The organism is Roseibium sp. (assembly GCF_965216085.1).
GTDB lineage: Bacteria > Pseudomonadota > Alphaproteobacteria > Rhizobiales > Stappiaceae > Roseibium.
This window is the reverse complement of the sequence record NZ_OZ244138.1, coordinates 430,551-451,299: the sequence shown is the minus strand read 5'-3', so window position 1 is coordinate 451,299 and position 20,749 is coordinate 430,551. Positions and strand designations below refer to the sequence as shown.

The window sequence follows — 20,749 nt, the reverse complement described above, 5'->3', positions numbered from 1 at the left end:
AGAAAGACACCGCCATTCGGCGGCAAGGAGTTCACTGGATGACATATCTGTCCCGGCATTTTTTCACCCTCTTGTCTATGGCTGCAGTGATTTTCATGATTGCACCGGCTCCCAATTCTGCTTGGGCTCAGGACAGCACGCCCAGCCAAGCGCAACCGGTCAATACCTATGAACAAGACCAAATCCTGCAGACCGGTCACCAGTTTTTTGGCTCCCTATCCGGAGGACTGGCTTCGGTCGTTGAGAAGGCCTTTGCCAGTTATGGCGAACCGAACGGCTATATCCTAGGAGAAGAAGGGTCTGGCGCATTTGTCGCTGGCGCACGGTATGGCGAGGGTCAGCTCTATACGCGCAATGCCGGCAATCACAAGATTTTCTGGCAAGGACCGTCACTCGGTTTCGATTTTGGTGCCGACGGAGCCCGTGTCATGATGCTCATCTACAATCTGCCCAGCGTCGACCGGGTCTATGATCGGTTTTCCGGTGTCAACGGGTCAGCTTATTTGGTCGGGGGCGTTGGAATGACGGTTTTGTCAAAAAATTCGGTTTTTGTTGTTCCAATTAAAGCTGGGGTGGGCGCCCGTCTCGGCCTCAACATAGGTTATCTCAAGTTTACAAAGAAACCGACTTGGAACCCCTTTTAGGGCCATGACCCACATATAATATTGCAAGACACCTCCCTTAGAGGAGACTTGGCTATTATTTATAGGTCATCTAATGATGGTGGAACGTATTGAGCGTTAGAAGGCGATCTGGGAGCCTGATGTGATAGAAGCGGCGATGTATGTGGCACTCGGATTTTGCACTGCTGGGCTGCTTTGCCTTGCAATTCTGCCAGCCTTTTATCGCCGCGCCGCCCGGCTGACCGAAGAAGCATTGCGCGCCGTCAATCCATCAAGTTACGCTGAAGTCAGGGCCGCGCAAGATCAAGTCCGTGCGCAACATGCTGTCGATTTGCGGCGCGTTGAACGCCAGTTGGAAGTTGAGCGGGAAAAGGCAGCAAAACGTCACATCGAGGTTTCGCGCTTAAAAACTGAGATCGATGCATTGGGGCAAGCTCATCAATCGGAGCTGGCCGGCCTCAAGTCTGAAGTTGAGGCAAAAACAAGTGACGAAAACGCTATCGACCTTCTGTCCGCAGAGATAACCACACTTAAAAAGAAACTCGCCGACGCCGAGCAGGCTTTGGCTGAAAGCTGGTCTGAAAACCGGTCCAAAGAGGACGCGAGCGCAGCTGACAAGAAAGATGACGATTGGCTACCGGCAGCAGATACGATGTCGCTCGCAACAATTACAGGCTTGGAAGCGGAGGTCGCCACCCTAAAGGCCAAACTCGCGAAATATGAACCTTCCGTCGCCGGAGAACTGGACAACGAGCGTGCAGAAACGGCAAGAACAAAACTTGCAGAACTGGAAGCGCAACTGGTCGATACAGAATCGAAGTTTATTACGGCACAGGCGGAAGTCACACGCCTGTCACTGCAGCTGGAAGCAAGCGACATAAAAGAAAGTGATCTGCAGAAACATCTGACAAGCCAGCTGGAGTCCTTGGCAACAGAAAACGCCAAGCAACTGACCCAACTCAAGGCGAAGGAACACACTGTCCAGCGCCTGACTGGTCAAATCGCGAAATTGCAACAAGATCTGGCCGCCACCCCGGGCCTGACTCAGATCCGCCAGGATTTCCGTCATCTGGTGACGCAACTATCGGGCAGCGCCAAAAAGAAAGCACCCGCGCCCGCGAAGCCTGCCCCAAAAGCAGCAGCCTCCGCCGCACGCTCCGATACTCCGGCCGACATGAAACCGAAAAAGCGCGTGCGCCGGTCGTCATCCCGCACACAGCCTCCTCAGGCAGAAACCGCCCCCCCGGCGAAACCAGCAGACCCATCCTCGACCGCAGATATCGCGTCTGCTGCAGAAGCCCTCGTCAGCCGGATCGTTGCCTCAAATCGCAAGTCAGACGGAAAAACGGCTAAGCCAGAAGAGCAGGTCGAAAATAAGACAGAAGTGGCGTCTGCCGATACTCCGGCGGTGAAGGAAGTAAAGACGCGCCGGAAACCTCGGGTTACAAAACAAAAAAACAAAGATGTCGCCTAAGACTCGCCCCCTGTGCCGCAGCTTGACACAGGCCATTGCATCTTTGATTGAAACAACAGACTTTCCTGCCGACTGGACACTTTCCTCATGTTGATTGAACGCCACAATGCGATTTTGGAACTGGCCCGCCAAATGGGCCGTGTCAGCGTTGAGGACCTCGCAAAGCGATTTGAAGTCAGCCCTCAAACGATCCGGAAGGATTTGAACGAATTATGCGAACGCCGCCTGCTCGCACGAACACATGGCGGTGCACTTCTATCGTCTGGCATTGAAAATGTGGGATATGAAGCCCGCCGGATCATCTCCAGCAAAGAGAAAGCTGATATCGGCTCCAGCGTTGCCGCCCTCATCCCGGACAATGCATCCATCTTCATCAACATCGGCACGACGACTGAGGCAGTCGCACAGGCGTTATTGCAGCATCACGGATTGATGGTGATCACAAACAACATCAATGTAGCCAGCCTCATGCGCGGCTATTCCCAGATCGAAGTTGTTGTGGCCGGCGGTGTCCTGCGCCATGCCGACGGCGGTATTGTTGGGGAGGCTGCCGTGGATTTTATGCGCCAATTCAAGGTGGATTTTGCTGTCATCGGCGCATCAGCGATCGATCCAGATGGCTCACTCCTCGACTACGACTACAGGGAAGTCAAAGTCACCAAGACGATCATGGAAAACGCGCGGCATGTGATCCTGGCTGCCGACAGCACCAAGTTCGAACGGACCGCGCCTGTCCGCGTCGGACATCTCTCTCAGGTAACAACTCTGGTTACCGACCGCTGCCCCAGTCCGGAATTTGCAGAGATCGCCGCTGAGTCTGACACGAAACTGATCGAAACGGAAAACCCAGAGACCAGCTGATCGGGTGGAAAGTCTCGCCACACGGCATAGCCGCCCACCGAAAGGCACGGACTGTTTTTATTCTGCTTTTGGAAAAAGAATGGCACGCCCAAGGGGAATCGAACCCCTGTTTCCGCCGTGAAAGGGCGGCGTCCTAACCGCTAGACGATGGGCGCGCAAGCTCGAGAGACGTTGTTCCTCAAGCCGAGGACCGTGCGTATAAATGGGCTCAGCGCCGGACGCAAGCCCCTTGCGTCATTTTTTTAGCAACAAGCTGTTCATAACCACTATCTGCCAATAAAGGCGGTCCGGCCCAACAGTTTTCCGTTGGCCGGGTCAAAGCGAAGCAAGGCTGTTGTGGTGCCTTCACGGATAAGAACCAGCATCATTCCATCGGCAAGTGTGGCCTGAAGAACCTCTGCATCTGGCCCAACATTCACGCTTTCTGTGAACGCAATGCCGGAAGGATCTGCTTCATAGGAGTTGATCTTATAAAGGATTGCTGCAAAGACAGCGATGAACCCAGCAAACATGATCAGGGATGAGCCAAGCAGCAATCGCTTCAGCTTTGCTTGTACCCGCTGGGCAGCAGGATCCAGAGGCGCTTCTTCCGGACCTTCATCCCGGTAATCAGGTTGAGACATGACAGAATTTTCCCAAGACGATCCGGCCGGCGATGACGCGGATTTCACTATGACGGTTGAGCCTGACGACGCTGGCAAACGAATTGATGCCGTACTTGCAGCGCATCTGGAAACGTTGAGCCGGAACAGAATTCAAACTCTGATCAAGGCTGGTAGCGTTTCCATCGGAGGCGCGAAAATAGTTGAGCCGAAATTCCGGGTCAATGAAGGTAATGAGATTACTTTGGTCCTACCGGAACTGGAAGACCCGGAGCCCAAGGGCGAAGACATCCCGTTGTCAGTCATTTTTGAAGACGAGCACCTAATCGTGATCGACAAACCGGCCGGACTGGTGGTTCATCCGGGCGCCGGCAATTGGACCGGCACTCTTGTCAACGCCCTCATCCATCATTGCGGCGAGAGCCTATCTGGCATTGGTGGTGTGAAACGGCCCGGGATCGTGCACCGGATCGACAAGGACACTTCCGGTCTTTTGGTCGTTGCCAAAACGGATCAAGCTCACCAAGGGCTTGCAGCACAATTCGCCGACCATGGCCGGACGGGTCCGCTTGAACGGGCCTATTCGGCGCTCGTTTGGGGCGCGCCATCCAGCCTCAAAGGCACCATTGATGCCAATCTGGCACGCTCCCAAGCGAACCGCCAGAAGATCGCCGTTGTAAAAACAAGCGGACGCCAGGCCATTACCCATTGGCAAGTTAAAGAACGATTTGGTCCCTCTGATCAAGCGGCTCTGGCCTCCCTTATGGAGTGCCGCCTGGAGACTGGCCGCACCCACCAAATCCGCGTTCATATGGCTCATATCGGCCACCCGCTCTTGGGAGATGACGACTACGGATCCGGCTTCAAAACGAAAATCAACCGGTTGGAAGAACCTTTGAAAAGCCTGGTCGGCGGTTTTCAAAGGCAGGCACTGCATGCCGGATTGCTCGCTTTCGAACATCCGACAACAGGAAAAACTTTGCGTTTTGAGAGCCCATATCCAGAGGATTTTGCAAAGCTTTTATCTGCATTACAAAAATTTTAGGAAGCCATTCCGCTTTCCGGCCATGTAATCGGCAAATTCCAACCTATATTATGAGTTCCCGTGTGCCGGAATGGACATGGGATGTGCATTTGGTGTGCCCGTTTTCTTTGTCTGCGCTTAGCGGGACAAACAGGGTGACCGAGCGAATTTGACGAAGGGGGGTGCATTCAATGGCCCAAAATTTACCGACGCTCACCGCAGGTGAAGGTGGTCTCAGCCGATATCTGGATGAGATTCGCAAGTTTCCGATGCTCCAGCCGCAGGAAGAGTACATGCTCGCCAAGCGCTACAAAGAGCATGAGGATCCGCAGGCTGCCGAACGTCTGGTCAATTCACACCTGCGCCTCGTCGCCAAAATCGCTATGGGTTACCGTGGCTACGGCCTGCCGATCGGCGAAGTCGTGTCAGAGGGCAATGTCGGCCTGATGCAGGCGGTCAAACGTTTTGAGCCGGACAAAGGATTCCGTTTGGCGACATACGCCATGTGGTGGATCAAGGCAGCGATCCAAGAGTACATCCTGCGGTCCTGGTCCCTGGTCAAAATGGGCACGACCGCCAACCAGAAACGGCTGTTCTTCAATCTCCGCCGCCTGAAAGGCAAAATCCAGGCCCTGGATGAAGGCGATCTGAAACCGCATCAGGTCAAAGAGATCGCCACCCGCCTCGGCGTGTCTGAGGACGAAGTGGTGTCGATGAACCGGCGCCTCGGCGGTGATGCCAGCCTCAACGCACCGATCCGGGCCGAAGCCGATGCCGGCGAATGGCAGGATTGGCTGGTGGATGAAAGCGACAGCCAGGAAACCCTGCTCGCCAACCAGGAAGAGCTGGACATGCGCCGGAAGATGCTCAGCGATGCCATGAGTGTCTTGAACGAGCGCGAGCGCCGCATCTTCGAAGCCCGCCGTCTTTCTGAAGACCCGATGACGCTGGAAGACCTTTCCGGTGAATTCGGTGTCAGCCGGGAGCGTGTACGTCAGATCGAGGTCCGGGCCTTCGAAAAGGTTCAAAAGGCTGTCCGCAGCAGCGCGCGCACCATGGAGCCACAGCCGGTCGCATAACCGATGGCAACAATAAGCATCACAACGCCGGGCCCACAGCCCGGCGTTTTTTGTTCGGAGAACGGCCGTCCACTTGCTCCCTCTCCACCCACGTCCTAGGTTTGCTTGATTTTCAAAAAGTCAGGCCCGAATGACCTTTCAGATCAAAGCCATTTTCTCCCGCCGAGGGTTTGTCGCGTTGACTGCGACGCTCGTCCTCATTCTCATGACCGGTCTGAGGATTGCCAATCCGGATTTTCTTGTCGCCGTCCGCGAATTGACCTTCGACTATTATCAGCGGTTCCAGCCCCGCGATTATCAACCAGCACCCGTACGTATCGTCGATATTGATGAAGCGTCCATCTCGGATATCGGGCAATGGCCGTGGCCGAGAACTAAGATCGCCGAACTGGTCGATGTTTTGATGGAGCTTGGTGCTGCGACCGTTGTTTTCGACGTAATCTTTCCTGAGCCAGACCGGACATCTCCGGCACAAATACAAGCATTCTTGCCGGCCGGAACACCGGATCATGTCATAAAATCACTGCAAGATTTGCCCGACAATGACGAGTCTTTGGCCGAGACAATTGCCTCATATCCGGTCGTTCTTGGCTTTGCGATTACAGACAAATCGACAGGACGTGTTCCGATAAAAAAAACTGGAATGGCCTACGGCGGCGCTGATCCTGTAAGCATCCTCCCTCCGTTTCCCGCTGCAGTGCCCAGCCTCGATATTCTTCAGGAAAGCGCCAGCGGCGTTGGCTCAATTTCTGTGTCTCAAGATGACCGCGACGGTGTCATCCGCCGGGTACCCCTCATCATGAGCGATGGGACAAGTGTGTATCCAGGATTGGCCTCCGAAGCCTTACGGGTTGCGCAAGGCGCCAGTGGACTGATCGTGCGCACAACGAGTGCCAGCGGAGAGATCGACAGTGGCACACCGGCCATAACCGATTTAAAAATCGGCGCTTTCACAGTCCCAACCACCGCCACTGGTGAAATTTGGGTCTATTACACCCCCGATCGGCCTGACCGGTACATCCAGTCAAAAGAACTGTTTGCTCGGGACAAACACGCAGACCTCGCACCACTGATTGAAGGCCATATCGTGTTGGTGGGCACATCGGCCGCCGGCCTTCGCGACATCCGTGCAACGGCTCTTGGGGATTTGGTGCCCGGGGTTTCTGTCCATGCCCAGGCGCTGGAACAAATGATTAATGGTCAGTTTTTGAACCGGCCGGATTGGGCCGAGGGCCTGGAGACCCTGACAACGATCCTGACCGGTTCGCTCTTCATTCTGATTTTGCCGGTAGTTGGCAGTCTTGGCACCGCGTTGATCGGTGTGGCAGTGACAACCGTTCTGATTGGCGGCTCGTTCTATTTGTTTCTGGAACAAGGCCTGCTGATTGATCCAATTTATCCGAGCCTTGCCGCCTTCATGGTTTTTGCGGCCGCCACTGCGATGCTCTATTTCCTCACCGAGCGGGAAAAACGCTTTGTGCGCCAGGCCTTCAGCCAATACCTTTCACCTGACCTTGTGACTCAGCTTGAAAAGACCCCGGATCAATTGACACTCGGCGGAGAAATCCGGCCGATGACTATTCTGTTCATGGACATCCGTGGCTTTACCCCAATCTCAGAGCAACTTACACCGACAGAGCTGGTCGCATTCTTGAACACTCTCCTGTCGCCTTTGTCCGATGCCATCCAGGCTGAAGGCGGCACGATCGACAAATACATCGGCGACAGCATTATGGCTTTCTGGAATGCGCCATTGGCAGTCCCAGATCATGCGGGAAAAGCCTGCCGCGCCAGCCTGGCCATGTTCAAGATTGTCGAGGATCTCAACGCTCGGGACGCGTTCGGGTTCAAAGCCCGCGATCTCAAGGCTCAGACGGTTAAGATCGGCATCGGCCTGAACAGCGGCGATGCCTGTGTCGGCAATATGGGTTCAGAACGGCGCTTCAATTACTCAGTAATCGGGGATGCGGTGAACGTCGCCTCACGAATTGAATCGAGCTGCAAGGCGGTGGGAGCTGAACTGCTGGTTTCTGAAGAGACGAGAGCACAGGCGCCCGAACTTGCCTATTTGGAAGCCGGCGAAATTCCACTCAAAGGCAAAAGCGAACCGGTCCGCCTTTATGCACTGATCGGCGATGAAACTTACGCTGCATCTGAAGACTACCGGAAACTTGCCCGTATCCATGACAGTCTGACGTCTGCGGTCAAATCCGGCGAGACAGGATCTTCGGCAACAGAACTCGCAGCTGCTCGCAAACTTGCACCGGCTCTGAGCACCTTTTTCGACCGGTTTGAAGACCAGATAATCAATACGAACGCCCCTCAAACGGAAAACAGCGCCACGTCCTAAGAAGTGGCGCTGCCTGACAACGTGGGCTTTAGAAGCTGTATTCGACAAAGTCCGTGTTGCTAAAGGCCTGGACTCCGGTCAACGACGTCACATTGTCGAATGTCGTGATTTGAGACCGGTTTGCTGTCGTGCTCCAGTCCGCATCATACCAAAGCTCGCCTCTACCGGTCGTAGAGTTGTGCACCAGCACATAAGCAGCAACGGCAGAACCGGTATTGTTGGTCATATCCGTCGTGGACTGCGATGTTTGCAATTCAATCACGGTGTTTGCTGCACCGCCGCCGATGGTCGTGACCGTCGAGACGTTGGTAACATAGTCGGCTGTGCTCAGCGTTGCTCCAGCCTGGGTGGCTGTCGTGTTGCCAAAGTTGATCTGGTTCAGTCCAATCTTGTCGGTCCCAACGGTAAAGTCAGTGATCCGGTCAACGGAATTGTTGTAATGCGCATGACGGAATTGATCCGCCCCGCCATTGCCGGTCATGACATCGGCACCGCCCAGACCATAAATGATGTCAGCAGCTGAGCCCCCCTGGATCGTATCAGCAGCGGACGATCCGGCGATCCGCAAGACACCAGTGAAGCTGCTGGCATCCGCATTGACACCCGACGAGAAGCCGTAGACCTGCTGCCCGTTTGCAAGGGACGTTCCCGCGTCCGCATTGATGGTCAAAGCGTGAGACCCGGAAATGTTGACGTTGGCGACATTGCTGTTTTCGATGCCGTAAGAATCGTTATTAGTCGACGTCCCTTTGATCAAGTTGGCATTGGTTTGCGTCCCCGACGACAGTGTGCTGCTGAGATTGAGGGTAGAAACATTTGTTTCCAAACCGATGCCAGAGACGTTGTTATTGTTGTTGCTGGACGTGATTGCCACTTCACCGTTGGTTGCGCTCGTCGCCCTCAGTTCCAGATTGGCCGTCGTACCGGCCGAATTCCCCGACAATCGCAAGCCTTCATCACCGCCGTAGGTGATATCAGAAGAAATCGCGATTGAATCGGTATTTTCGATCCCAGACATTGTCGCCCGGTTATTGGTGGTAGCAGTGCTGAAAAGGAACGAGTTGATACTTGTGAAGTTCGATGCCGTGAAGCTCCGAGCCCCGGTGATATCTTCCAGAACCTCAAAGTTCGTCGCTGCATTCACAGTCGATGTTGTGAGGGTGTTGATATTCGACGTCGCAAGAGTATCAGTGCCACCGTTGCCATTCAGCGTCGTTGCAGAGTTCACAGTGTTGTTGGCCAGCAAAATCCGGTCATTTCCGCTGCCGCCCGTGAAGGAAAAGCCGGACGACGTCGACCCACTAGCGTTGATGTTCAAAGCGCCGGTAAAGGTGCTGGCGTTTACGGTTGTCAGTCCGGCGAAATTCTGTTGTTCAGTGAGAGTTAGATCGGCATCGCCGGACACATTGACGGTTGTCAGCGTCATTCCACCGCCATTCCCAGCCGTGCCAAGCGACACCGTTGATGCAGCAGTCGAGCTGGTTATGTTGGCGACTTCAAAACTGGTATCAATGTTGCCGCTGGTGTCTACCGTGCTGAAATGCGCAGAACTTGTGGAATCACCGGATCCATTCAGCTGAAGGGAAAATGAATCCGAAGTCCCTGTACGGGATGTTGCACCGGAGTAATTGACCGCAAACAAACCCTTTGAGGTTGTCATCGCTGCGGTTGCGCTCGAATCGACGTTGATCAGCATGCTGTTGCTGCCCCCCGTCCCTGTTGAGCTCAAATCCGTAACAGTCGTTTCACCCTGGATGTTCTGGAAATTCCAGATGAAGCTATTGGCGGACGTAGACTGATTGGTAACGTTGAAGTTTTCTACGCCTGTAGAAACGGAATCGACGGTATTACCGTCAGTGCTAGTGACCAGCACGGTCATGGTGTCTGTGCCAGTGCTGCCAGACAAAACATCCGCATTGGAATAGGTAGTCGCATTGCCCGTCGGATCGTAGCGCCCAGAATAGTTATCATCTCCAGTTGTGCCGGTTGTGTCCTGCGAAGGTGAAGTCGCACCTGGGATGTCCGTATTCGTAGTGAGTACGATCGCGTTTGTAATCACCTCGCCACCGGTTGGACTGATGAAATAAGCTTGGCCTTCGTTTGTCGCGTTCAAAGTGGACTCAAGAATACCAATTTCAACCGAATTCGATGAATACACGTGACCGTTCAAAGCTGGAACAAACAACCGGAAAACACCGGATGTGTAGCCAAGTTCGGCACTTTCTCCCCGGCTGACATACCAAGTGGCATCCAATTGCTTCACCCAGCCTGTGGCTGGCAAAACAGATTGTTCGAACTCATCAGCGGTAAACAGATATCGACCAGATGACGGGTTGAACCAGCGCTCAACACCGACCAAACCGGTCGCGGCAGTTGTAATTGCATCGAAGGCCTTGCCTTCGTTGAGCCATGTTGGATTTTGCGCAGCAATTACAGCACGTTCAGTATCACCAACTGCAAAGTAATGTGACCCAGTTGCCGGATTAAAAAAGCGATAAATAGCAGCCATAATATCCCCCACTAAAACTTCGGCGATAAGACTGATCTTAGGCTTCACCTCCAAAATTGACAGAAGGAAATTCCACCATCACGAAAATGACGAAAAGACATTCGCGGGTCGGCACTTTTTCTACCAAAATTTTTCAATTTCTAAGATTATTAAAAACCGTTTTCCATTATCAATTTTTAAATCAGACTTCAAAAATAGATTAATCTATTCAAATAAATAGACCAAAATCACCCAACGTAGGAAAATTATTTTACTAACTCTAAAAAATGAAATTCTTCGAAATACATTCAAGAAACGAATAAATACAAACATCCGCTCTTCTGACAATAGTTACAAAATCATCACTTTTACGTGACGAGTAAAAGAAGACAATAAAACCTTAAGTCGACATGAATTCTCCTACAAAAACCGGATAAACAATATAAAACAAAAAATACATTTTCGAGTTAGATGAAAGAAAATAAAAATAAAGCAACAACACAAAAATTATTCTATAAGAACAAAATATATGGCGCCGCAGCACAGTATTCATATCCGATAATTCTAAACTACAAAACTCTCGGATCCGTAAAAATACCTAATTTCGACGGGCCCATGATTGGAAATCCCGCGTGATAGACCGTTTTGACGTCATAAATGTAGTCATTCAGCAGCCATATGCGAGACTTGAAAACATCAAATAAATCAATCATCAGCCAATGCTGGGCTTGTGGCAGCGCTTAAAGTGACCGGCGCTGCCACAATATTACTCAGCCTTAGCGGATTTCGACCGCGTAGCTTCCGACTGGAACCACCTTGGAAATCAGATTGTTTTCCGCCATGAACTCGGCAAACCGCTGATACCGGCCGGCATCCAGAGCAGACGGGCGTTTTGCAAAGCGCGGAAGGGTATCGGCCCAGGCCCGCTTGTTCAGTTCATCGTTGAGGTTCGGATAAGCCTCAATGAACGCATTCCAGGCTTCGTCCGGATGGTTTGTCAGATAGATGGTCGCAGCTTCGACGGCAGCCATGAATTTTTCATAACGCGGATCGTTCGTCTTGTCCTTATGAACCACATAGATCAGCTCATCAAAGATCGGCACACCGTTTTCTTCCGGATAGAATGCCTTGCCTTCCTTGCCTTCGATCTCAATCTGAGTGAGCTCAAAGTTCCTGTATGCGCCGATAACTGCATCGACCTGGCCGGACATCAGAGACGGTGACAGTGCGAAGTTGACGTTAATTAGCTCTACGTCTTCGACTGTCAGATCGACAGACCGCAGCATCTGGCCGAGCATAGCGTCTTCAAAGCCGGACACAGAGAAGCCGATTTTTTTGCCCTTGAGATCCTTCAATTCCTTGATCGGACCATCTTTCAGAACAATCAAGGAGTTCAGCGGGGTTTCAACCAGTGTCCCGATCCGCTTCAACGGCAGGCCTTCCTCGATCTGCGCATGCAAGGTCGGCTGATAGGAAATCGCGATGTCTCCCTGCCCGGCGGCAACCAACTTCGGAGGCATAGCAGGATCTGCTGGCTCAATCAGTTCAACTTCCAGACCTTCAGCTTCAAAGAAACCTTTTGTCTGCGCTGTGATGACCGGCGCGTGATCCGGGTTGGTGAACCAATCCATCAATACCACCAATTTATCAGCGGCTTGGGCTTGTGCCGACGCCAGAAGCCCAGCGGCGAAAACGGCGGAGAGCAGTGTTTTTTTCATTCAATCCTCCAAGGAACAGCAGATCAGTCTTCGACCTGCCAGGGAACAAGAAAACGTGTGAAGTGGTCGACGGCGAACCTTAAGGTCAGCACCATCAAAGCGAGCAGGATCAGGGCCGCAAACATGACATCAGTCTGCATGCGCGCGTTGCTCTGAAGCATGATGAAAGCAAGGCCGCCTTTGGCGCCGACCCACTCGCCGACAATTGCGCCTATCGGGGCAAATACGGCAGCAATCCGCAGTCCAGATGCGAGCGATGGCAAGGCCGAGGGCAACCGGAAGACCCAGAGTTCGCGGAGCCTGGATACGCGATAAAGCCGGCTGAGGTCGGCCAAGCCAGGGTCCAGGCGCCGCAATCCATCATAGAAGGTTGACGTCACAGCGAAGAAGATGACGAGCACGGCCATCACAATCTTGGAAGCAAGGCCAAATCCCAACCAAAGCACCAAGATCGGCGCAATCGCAAAAACGGGAAGCGCTTGGGTGACCAGGATGGTTGGCATAACTGCGCGTTTTGCCAAGGGAAACAGCCAGATCGTGACTGCCAGCAGGCAACCGGCACAAACGCCAAACACAAAGCCAAGCAGAGTTTCAGAAAAGGTGATGGCTGCATGATGCAGCAGAAATGCACCTTGGTCCTGAAACACAAAGAAAACCCGTTCCGGGCTCGGCAGCATGAAGGGTGGAATTTCAAACAGTTGAACAAGTCCAGCCCAAATAAGAACTGCGACAGCCAGCCCGGCACACCGTTTCAAGAGAAAATACACGACTGTCACAATGCTTCTCCGCAACGAAGGAGGCATTGATGGCATCGGTCGTAATCGCGTTCATAGGCCATATTCATGGCCCACGACTTGCGCTTAAGAGCACAAGCAAACATAAGGATCTCCCGTCTTCGGCGCAGACCGAAAATGACATTGGAGATCCGGGAAGAGGCTAAGGTTTCCGTCCCTTCGCCGGCATGACCCGGATCAGGTTCTAAGGGTTCGGCTAAGTGCCATCTCAGTTCCGGTTTCCGGAACACCCCTCGGACCAAGCAGGACAATGCCCCGCTCTTCATCAAAATGCAAGCCCATCTCTTCGCGCTCGCATCACAGACACACGTCTGGCTTATTAGCCAGCTTGCCAGGCAGCGACGGCTTTTTCTACGGCGTCCGCACCAGCGGTTCCTTTTTCGAGGGTCAAGATACCCCTCTTGCCGTTCTCATAAAGCATCGGGATATCGATCCAGCCGCGTTCCCGCAGGAGCGCCAAATTTCGCTGCTGCTCATTCGGCAGACTCGACAAGGCGATCCAGAAGAAACCCGGAGACACCTTCACAGAGGCGCCGATCAGTGCATCACCGCGCGCTTCTTCGGTCGGCTTCATGACAAGGCCCGGCACATTTACGATATCGCCGGCGGAAAAGTTCTCCGGGAACTCATATTTGATCTCGACCAAGTGGCTCGCTGGCAACGACGTATCATCGTTCGGCTTGATCCGGATATCGACTTTCACGTCCCGTTCCGGAATTTCAACAGAGGCGCTCAGAACCGACTGTGCTTGGCCACCCAGACCTGTTTCCTCGCCCAGTGTCCAAATGACGGCGCCTTGTGCCGCTGTGCCAGCTGCGCTGGCGTCCGCACCTTCTTCATAGAGAATTGACCGCTGCGCGCCCGTGTCGGCAGCCTCAGCGGATGGTTGCTGCTCAACTTGCGGCGGCGTGACTGCCGCCAGGCTGTCCTGCGGCACTGGATCGCCAACGACAGCGACGGGCCCGCCTTCAGATGCTGGCTGCTCTGCAGAAGGTGAGCTCTCAACATTTGTAACGATTGACGGCTGGCTCGGCGTTACTGGAGCAGCCGGTTGCGGGTTGATCGTCGTTGTGGTTACGCTGCGCGCGTCCGAAGCAACAAAATCATCTTCGTTTTCATTCAGCAAACGGTCGGTGTTTTTACCGGCATCAGCATCGTCTTGCGGAGCAGGTGTCTCGCCGACCGGTTGAACCGCCGGCACTTCAGGTTTTTCCGGCTCAGGAGTCGTTTCGGTGACAACAGCAGTTTGCTGCTCTTTCGGCTCAGAAACCGATGTTTCAGTCGAAGTATCGCCTGAAGGGCCTGGCAGCAGAAAATAGGCTGCACCGCCAAGAATGAGGATTACGGCAGCCGCAGCTGCGGCAATTGGAACGAGCCGGCTTTTGCCTTCACCGCCCTGCAGTGCCTCAGATGCCGACAGTTTTACGCGGCTTTTCCGAGCATCCATGCCCGGCTCTGTAAGACCGGCGGTTGCGGTTTCCAGAGCAGCATCTTCATCTTCAAACAGCGCAGTGCTCTCAGGCTCCGGCGCAACTTCCTCAAATGCGGACTGATGCTGTGGCGGCTCTAAATCTTCAGGTGCAGCATAGGCAGATGAAACCGGAGCTGCTTCAGCAACACTGGCGTCTGCAGCTGTCGCGGCGGGCACTTCGTCTGAAGGCGCAGGCACGTCGGCCACCTGCGACTGAACCGGAGGACTGGCCGGTGCCTCAGCCTGAATGCCTGCAGGCTCATGTGCAACAACAGCCGGTTCTGTTGGCGCGGACACAGGAACCGATGGCTCCGATACCGATGCAGATGCACTTACAGCCAGTGGTTCAGAAGGCGGCGTAGCAGGCGCAGCTGGAGTTGCAGGAGCCGTTGATGGAGGTGGTTCCAGTCCTAAGCTCGCCCGGGCAGCTTCTGCTTCCACCTTACGGATCGCTTCTTCCAGGCGGAGCTGTTCGGCTGTGATTTCCGAAGGCGACAGGGGCGGTTCATAGGCTTTTAGCTGATTGACGATGGCATTGCGCGCGCGGCTATAAACACTCCGGCGGGCGGCCCCGTTGCTTTCGGGCAAGGACGCGATCGTTTTCTTTAATATCGAATAATAATCAGCCATCTTCCTGCCTACTGGCCAACTGCGCTTTTGCGTCTCTTGGCTCAGGTTTGCGATCACTCTGTGACTTATAGCAAGTTCTAGAAGAGTTATCCGCCTTCTTTACACCCTGCCCGGCGGCACGCGCAATCGATACTCCACCACGACTTTCGTTCCAGAACACTGGAACTCAAAACTCCGTTTGGCGCGCCACGAATCGCGGCGCCCCATTTCTACTTCCCAGTATTGTTCTGTTTACGGCAAATATCTCAATCCTGGAAAGGATTCTGCACAAGAATTGTATCATCCCGCTCCGGGCTGGTGGACAGGATCGCGACCGGTGCACCAATCAATTCTTCAACGTGGCGGACATATTTGATCGCCTGCGCCGGCAATTCGCCCCAGGTTCGAGCACCTTCAGTCGATTCTTTCCAACCCGGCATTGTTTCGTAAATCGGCTTAACCCGTTCCTGCGCACCTTGAGAAGCAGGCAGGTAGTCGATCCGCTCGCCATCCAGTTCATAACCAACGCAGATCTTGATTTCTTCAAGACCATCCAGAACGTCGAGTTTGGTCAAGGCAATGCCATTGATGCCGGAGGTGCAGACGGTCTGACGCACGAGAACAGCGTCGAACCAGCCACAGCGGCGGCGGCGGCCGGTAACCGTACCGAATTCATGACCACGCGTTCCGAGGAACTCTCCGACTTCGTTTTCCTGCTCAGTCGGGAAAGGACCTTCGCCAACGCGTGTGGTGTAAGCCTTGGTAATTCCAAGAACATAATCGACTGAACCCGGGCCAAGGCCACAACCTGTCGCGGCTTGTCCGGCGACTGTGTTGGAGGAGGTTACAAACGGATAGGTGCCGTGGTCGATATCAAGAAGTGCGCCTTGCGCTCCTTCAAACAGGATCCGCTTACCCTGGCGGCGCTGTTCGTCCAGCAGGTACCAGACTTTGTCCATATACGGCAGGACCTTATCGGCGACACTCGTCAGCTCTTCGAAGATAACGTCGGCAGCGACTTCATTCTGTCCAAGACCGCGTCGGAGCGCATTGTGGTGCGACAGCAGGCGGTCAATTTTTGCCGGAAGCGTGGTCAGATTTTTCAGGTCCATCAGACGGATCGCCCGGCGGCCAACCTTGTCTTCATACGCCGGGCCGATGCCCCGTTTGGTCGTACCGATTTTTGTACCGGTGTTAGAGTTTTCGCGCAGCGCGTCCAACTCACGGTGCAGAGATAGGATCAATGTCGCGTTTTCAGCGACCCGGAGGCTCTCCGGAGTTACAACAACTCCTTGTTCTCCAAGCCGTTCAACTTCTTCTGCCAGTGCATGCGGGTCCAGAACCACACCATTGCCGATCACCGACAACTTGCCCTGGCGCGCAACACCGGAGGGAAGCAGGGAGAGCTTGTAGCTGACGCCATCGATGACGAGTGTATGCCCGGCATTGTGTCCGCCCTGGAACCTTACAATGACATCGGCTTGTTCCGACAACCAGTCGACAATCTTGCCTTTGCCTTCGTCACCCCATTGCGAACCGACAACAACCACATTCGCCATCTAGCTTTTGCTCTCCTAAAGCAGGTTCGTGATGCTCAACCGCACCAACACAACAAGCCCCGGACATGGTTCCGGGGCAAACGGCGCGGACTATAGCCATGAATGCCGGGCTGCGCGAGTCTTCAACAGCAATTTAATTCCCAGCTTCAGCCTCTTTTTTCATCTGCTGCTTCTTCTTCAGAAACGCGCCCGCTTGCAAGCCCTGTTGGGTCCGTATTTTTAGCACCGCCAGCCAAGCGGAAGATCACTGGCGAATTGCGCAGGAGCCAGACAAACCGTCTGCGCTGATCGACCGGAACAGCCGACCGGCTCGACATACGGAAGATAATGAAAACCACCAGCGCCAAATGCAATGTCGCGGTGTAGACGAAAAAGGCACCAGGCCCAAAAACTTCCATAAGCATCGATGCGATGACAGGGCCGAATACGGCCCCAATTCCATAAGCCAGGGTCAATCCGGCCGCGACATCAATAAACTGGCCAGGTTCTGCATGGTCGTTCGCATGGGCTGCAAGCAAGGAGTAGAGCGGCAAAGCAAACCCGCCGAACAGAAAGACACCGATAAAAAGTTCAGTATCCGTCATCGATCTGGAGATGAACAGACATGCCAAGCCGGCTGCCGCAGTGAAAATTGTCAGAATGATCCGGCGGTCGATCCGGTCCGAGATCCATCCGGCAGGATATTGAAACACGGCCCCGGCGAACACCCAGATTGCGATAAAAGCCGCAACCAGCTCGAGCCCAAGCCCAATCGTCTCCGCGTAAATCGGCCCGACCATACGGAATGCGCCATTGGTAAGCCCGATTGTCAGAACCCCCACCATCACGACAGGCGACACCCGCCACAAGAGCAAAGGATTCACGATTTTGCCACTCGGTGCCTGCGGATTGTCACTGCGCGATAGCGAAATTGGAACAAGCGCAAAGCAGAACAAGACCGCCAGAACCATCAAAATATCTGAACCTGAGGCACCGAATACCGGCAGGATAAACTGCCCGCCCATAGCGGCGCCCAAGTCTACAATTCTGTAGACTGACAATATCCGCCCTCTGGTGTTGTTGGACGCAATCGAATTGAGCCAGCTTTCCAAAACCATCGCCGTACCGCAGAAGGCAGCTCCACTGACAAGCCGCGTAACCATCCAGCTCCAGCCTGGCGGCAAGAACGCGATCGCGAGAACGGAAATTGCACTTATTGACGCAAAGGCTGCAAAAACCCGGATATGACCAGCGCGCGCCACCAGCCATGGCGTCAAGAGAACACCAACGACCATCCCCGCATAATAGGCCGACCCGAGCAGACCAATGCTGCCATCTGACAGCCCTTCAGCCCGGCCGCGAACCGCGATCATGGTCATGGATAGACCATTGGCGCCCAGCAAACACGCCGCTGCCACCAGAAGCGGAGAAATGCGGTTGGCAATTGAGCCGCCGCTTGGTTCAGTCTTCATTGTTGTTTATCGATCCTTGCGTCCGTCTTAGACAAACCGGCTCGCATTTCGGGTGTCTGACAAGTTGAGGCCATGTTAGGCAGAGATTCGCGCAGACTGACAATGGAATTCTGAAAATGTCTCTTCGTCACTGGATACTTTTGATCGTCCTCGGTGCGGTCTGGGGTGGGTCCTTTATCTTCGCCAAAGTTGCGGTCGCGGAAATTCCGCCGCTCACACTGGTGTTTTTCAGAGTGGCTTCTGCATGCGCGGTGCTGTGGGCTGTGTTGTGGGCTCAAGGCGCACTGAAACAGTTTCCAATCAAGATGGCGCTTTCGTTTTTGATGATGGGTCTCTTGAACAACGTGATTCCATTCTCGTTGTTGTTTGCCGGACAAACTGCAATCGGCGCGGGTCTTGCGTCCATTTTAAACGCAACAACACCGGTGTTCACCGTTTTGGTTGCCGGTGTCCTGTTCCGCCAGGAAACACTCAGCGTCAATAAAATTGCAGGAATTCTGCTTGGTGTAGCAGGTGTGGCGACAATGCTGTCCGGCTCACTCTCCGGCATAGTGTCTGACCCGCTTTGGGCACAGATGGCCTGCCTTGGGGCTGCGGTTTCCTATGCCTTTGCCGCAACCTTTGCCAAACGCTTCAAGTCGCTACCGCCACTTGTTTCAGCAACCGGTCAGCTGTCAGGATCGACCGTAATCATGCTGCCTGTTGCTGTTTTTGCATCTGGCGGATGGTCGTTTTCTGATCCCAGTTTGACAGCCTGGCTGAACGTTCTGGCGCTTGGTGTCTTTGCAACCGCTATGGCCTACCTGATTTACTTCCGCCTGCTTGCAGAAGCTGGCGCGACCAATGCGTCACTGGTCACGTTGCTGGTGCCGGCGAGCGCGTTGTTTTTTGGCTGGCTATTGTTGGGCGAAAATCTCTCACCCATTCAGCTGACCGGCTTTGCAATTCTGCTCTTAGGCCTGATCGTGCTTGATGGCCGTCTGTTTACCCGTCAGGAAAGAACAGCAAAGCCGTGATAGAAAAACGCCCGGGCAATCGACCGGGCGTTTTCGGTGCTTAAAACTTCAGTGCTTTGACCTGTTTAACGTGAGACACCGATTCCAAACGGGCCATCACCGCTTCTGAAACCTCACCATCAACTTCGACCAAACAAATCGCGCCCTCGCCAGGGCCGATCCGACCAAGATTGAAGGTCGCGATGTTGACATCGCTGTTGCCCAGCTCCATGCCCAACTGACCGATGAATCCAGGCTTATCTTCGTTGGTGATGTACAGCATATGTTCGCCAAGCTCGGCTTCCATATTAATGCCCTTCACCTGGATGATCCGGGGCTTGCCATCAGCAAACACAGTGCCGGCAACAGAGCGGCTTTGGCGCTCAGTCTCAACAGTCAAACGGATATAAGTCTCATAAGCACCTTGCTTGTCGCGCCGGACCTCTTCGATCTTGATCCCGCGTTCCTTAGCCAAAGTCGGTGCTGACACCATATTGACGGTTTGCAGCAAAGGGGTCAGCAGACCTGTCAGGGCCGCAGACGTCAGCGCTTTGACGTTCATATCCGCAACGGCGCCAGCATATTCCAACCGAATTCCTTCAATTGCCGTTTCGGTCAATTGTCCGGCAAAAGACCCCAACTGCTCAGCCAGGCGGACAAAAGGCGCTAGCTTCGGCGCTTCTTCGGCGCTGATCGACGGCATGTTCAATGCATTGCGGACGGCCCCATCAACCAGATAATCGCACATTTGTTCTGCCACCTGCAGCGCGACATTTTCCTGAGCTTCCTCAGTCGACGCTCCAAGGTGAGGCGTTGAGACAAAGTTAGGTGCACCGAAGAGGACGTTTTCCTTGGCAGGTTCATCAACAAAAACATCAAACGCCGCACCCGCCAGCTTGCCGCTGTCCAGAGCATCCCGAACGGCGTGTTCATCCGCCAGGCCACCACGGGCGCAGTTAATGAGGTAAGCCCCATTCCGCATTTTTTCGATCGCGGCTGCATCAATGATGTGCCGGGTTTTATCCGTCAGCGGAGTGTGCAGCGTGATGACATCGGCCCGGGAAAGAAGGCTGTCGAGCTCGACCTTTTCAACACCTAGCCCAACGGCGCGTTCCGGCGTCAGGAACGGATCGAAGGCAACAACCTTCATCTTGAGACCAATCGCACGCTCAGCAACGATGGAGCCGATGTTGCCGCAACCAATCAGGCCGAGGGTTTTGCCGGTGATTTCCCGGCCCATGAAACGGGACTTTTCCCACTTTCCAGCCTGGGTCGAGGCATCTGCTGCCGGGATTTGGCGGGCAACCGCCATCATCATGGAGATGGCGTGTTCAGCCGTCGTGATGGCATTGCCGAAAGGCGTGTTCATCACAATGATGCCGCGCGCCGTGGCTTTCTGGATATCGACGTTGTCGACACCGATGCCTGCCCGGCCGACAACTTTCAGGTTATCGGCAGCCGCAATAATCTTTTCAGTCACTTTGGTCGCTGAGCGGATTGCCAAACCATCGTACTGGCCGATGATCTCGCGCAGCTTTTCCTTGTCCTTGCCAACATCAGGCAGGAAATCCACCTCCACACCGCGATCCTTGAAGATCTGCACGGCGGCAGGAGACAACTTATCAGAAATCAATACTTTCGGGGCCATATG

Annotated in this window: 15 protein-coding genes, 1 tRNA gene and 1 riboswitch; of the genes, 7 read left to right on the top strand and 9 right to left on the bottom strand. The window is 54.1% G+C overall.

Annotated elements, in window-relative coordinates; genetic code table 11:
• Positions 1-38 precede the first annotated feature (38 nt).
• The 3 genes from ACOOFE_RS02175 to ACOOFE_RS02165 all read left to right on the top strand — a co-directional run bounded on the left by ACOOFE_RS02175 (position 39) and on the right by ACOOFE_RS02165 (position 2,958).
• Positions 39-644 carry a DUF1134 domain-containing protein gene (locus ACOOFE_RS02175; protein WP_420413444.1) on the top strand — a complete coding sequence of 202 codons (606 nt, stop codon included), beginning with the start codon at positions 39-41 and terminating at the stop codon, positions 642-644.
• 121 nt (positions 645-765) lie between these two features.
• Positions 766-2,097: a hypothetical protein gene (locus tag ACOOFE_RS02170; RefSeq protein ID WP_420413443.1), complete on the top strand. Its 1,332-nt coding sequence runs from the start codon at positions 766-768 to the stop codon at positions 2,095-2,097.
• 87 nt (positions 2,098-2,184) lie between these two features.
• Complete coding sequence (locus ACOOFE_RS02165) at positions 2,185-2,958, top strand: DeoR/GlpR family DNA-binding transcription regulator (RefSeq protein ID WP_420413442.1); 774 nt, start codon at positions 2,185-2,187, stop codon at positions 2,956-2,958.
• A gap of 80 nt (positions 2,959-3,038) precedes the next feature.
• Here the strand turns inward: ACOOFE_RS02165 and ACOOFE_RS02160 are convergent.
• Together ACOOFE_RS02160 and ACOOFE_RS02155 are read right to left on the bottom strand one after the other, a co-directional pair.
• A tRNA-Glu gene (locus tag ACOOFE_RS02160) sits at positions 3,039-3,113 on the bottom strand.
• 111 nt (positions 3,114-3,224) lie between these two features.
• Positions 3,225-3,581, bottom strand: coding sequence for a hypothetical protein (locus ACOOFE_RS02155; RefSeq protein WP_420413441.1), 357 nt, complete (start codon positions 3,579-3,581; stop codon positions 3,225-3,227).
• On the opposite strand from ACOOFE_RS02155, the gene ACOOFE_RS02150 reads away from it, so the two are divergent.
• The 3 genes from ACOOFE_RS02150 (at position 3,580) to ACOOFE_RS02140 (ending at position 8,013) form a co-directional block, all read left to right on the top strand.
• Positions 3,580-4,605 (top strand): RluA family pseudouridine synthase, encoded by a 1,026-nt coding sequence (locus ACOOFE_RS02150; protein WP_420413440.1) that lies wholly within the window; start codon positions 3,580-3,582, stop codon positions 4,603-4,605. The genes ACOOFE_RS02155 and ACOOFE_RS02150 overlap by 2 nt on opposite strands.
• 170 nt (positions 4,606-4,775) lie before the next feature.
• Positions 4,776-5,663, top strand: a complete 888-nt coding sequence (rpoH, locus tag ACOOFE_RS02145) for an RNA polymerase sigma factor RpoH (protein WP_141184894.1) — start codon at positions 4,776-4,778, stop codon at positions 5,661-5,663.
• Positions 5,664-5,793: 130 nt separating this feature from the next.
• Entirely contained in the window at positions 5,794-8,013 is a 2,220-nt protein-coding gene (locus ACOOFE_RS02140) for a CHASE2 domain-containing protein (protein ID WP_420413439.1), read from the top strand.
• Between the two features lie 28 nt (positions 8,014-8,041).
• Here the strand turns inward: ACOOFE_RS02140 and ACOOFE_RS02135 are convergent, their stop codons facing one another.
• The 6 genes from ACOOFE_RS02135 to ACOOFE_RS02110 form a co-directional block, all read right to left on the bottom strand.
• Positions 8,042-10,522, bottom strand: a complete 2,481-nt coding sequence (locus ACOOFE_RS02135) for a hypothetical protein (protein ID WP_420413438.1) — start codon at positions 10,520-10,522, stop codon at positions 8,042-8,044.
• 755 nt (positions 10,523-11,277) lie between these two features.
• Entirely contained in the window at positions 11,278-12,219 is a 942-nt protein-coding gene (locus ACOOFE_RS02130; RefSeq protein ID WP_420413437.1) for an ABC transporter substrate-binding protein, read from the bottom strand.
• A 23-nt stretch (positions 12,220-12,242) separates the two neighbouring features.
• A complete protein-coding gene (locus tag ACOOFE_RS02125; protein ID WP_420415532.1) occupies positions 12,243-12,896 on the bottom strand; it encodes an ABC transporter permease in 654 nt (217 codons plus the stop codon).
• Between the two features lie 254 nt (positions 12,897-13,150).
• Positions 13,151-13,257: riboswitch (TPP riboswitch) on the bottom strand.
• A gap of 75 nt (positions 13,258-13,332) precedes the next feature.
• Entirely contained in the window at positions 13,333-15,114 is a 1,782-nt protein-coding gene (locus ACOOFE_RS02120) for a hypothetical protein (protein ID WP_420413436.1), read from the bottom strand.
• A gap of 245 nt (positions 15,115-15,359) precedes the next feature.
• Entirely contained in the window at positions 15,360-16,652 is a 1,293-nt protein-coding gene (locus ACOOFE_RS02115) for an adenylosuccinate synthase (protein WP_141184888.1), read from the bottom strand.
• A 146-nt stretch (positions 16,653-16,798) separates the two neighbouring features.
• Entirely contained in the window at positions 16,799-18,103 is a 1,305-nt protein-coding gene (locus ACOOFE_RS02110) for an MFS transporter (protein WP_420413435.1), read from the bottom strand.
• Between the two features lie 116 nt (positions 18,104-18,219).
• On the opposite strand from ACOOFE_RS02110, the gene ACOOFE_RS02105 reads away from it, so the two are divergent.
• Positions 18,220-19,119, top strand: coding sequence for a DMT family transporter (locus ACOOFE_RS02105; protein ID WP_141184886.1), 900 nt, complete (start codon positions 18,220-18,222; stop codon positions 19,117-19,119).
• 40 nt (positions 19,120-19,159) lie between these two features.
• On the opposite strand, the gene serA is transcribed toward ACOOFE_RS02105, so the two are convergent.
• Complete coding sequence (gene serA / locus ACOOFE_RS02100) at positions 19,160-20,746, bottom strand: phosphoglycerate dehydrogenase (RefSeq protein ID WP_420413434.1); 1,587 nt, start codon at positions 20,744-20,746, stop codon at positions 19,160-19,162.
• Positions 20,747-20,749 lie beyond the last annotated feature (3 nt).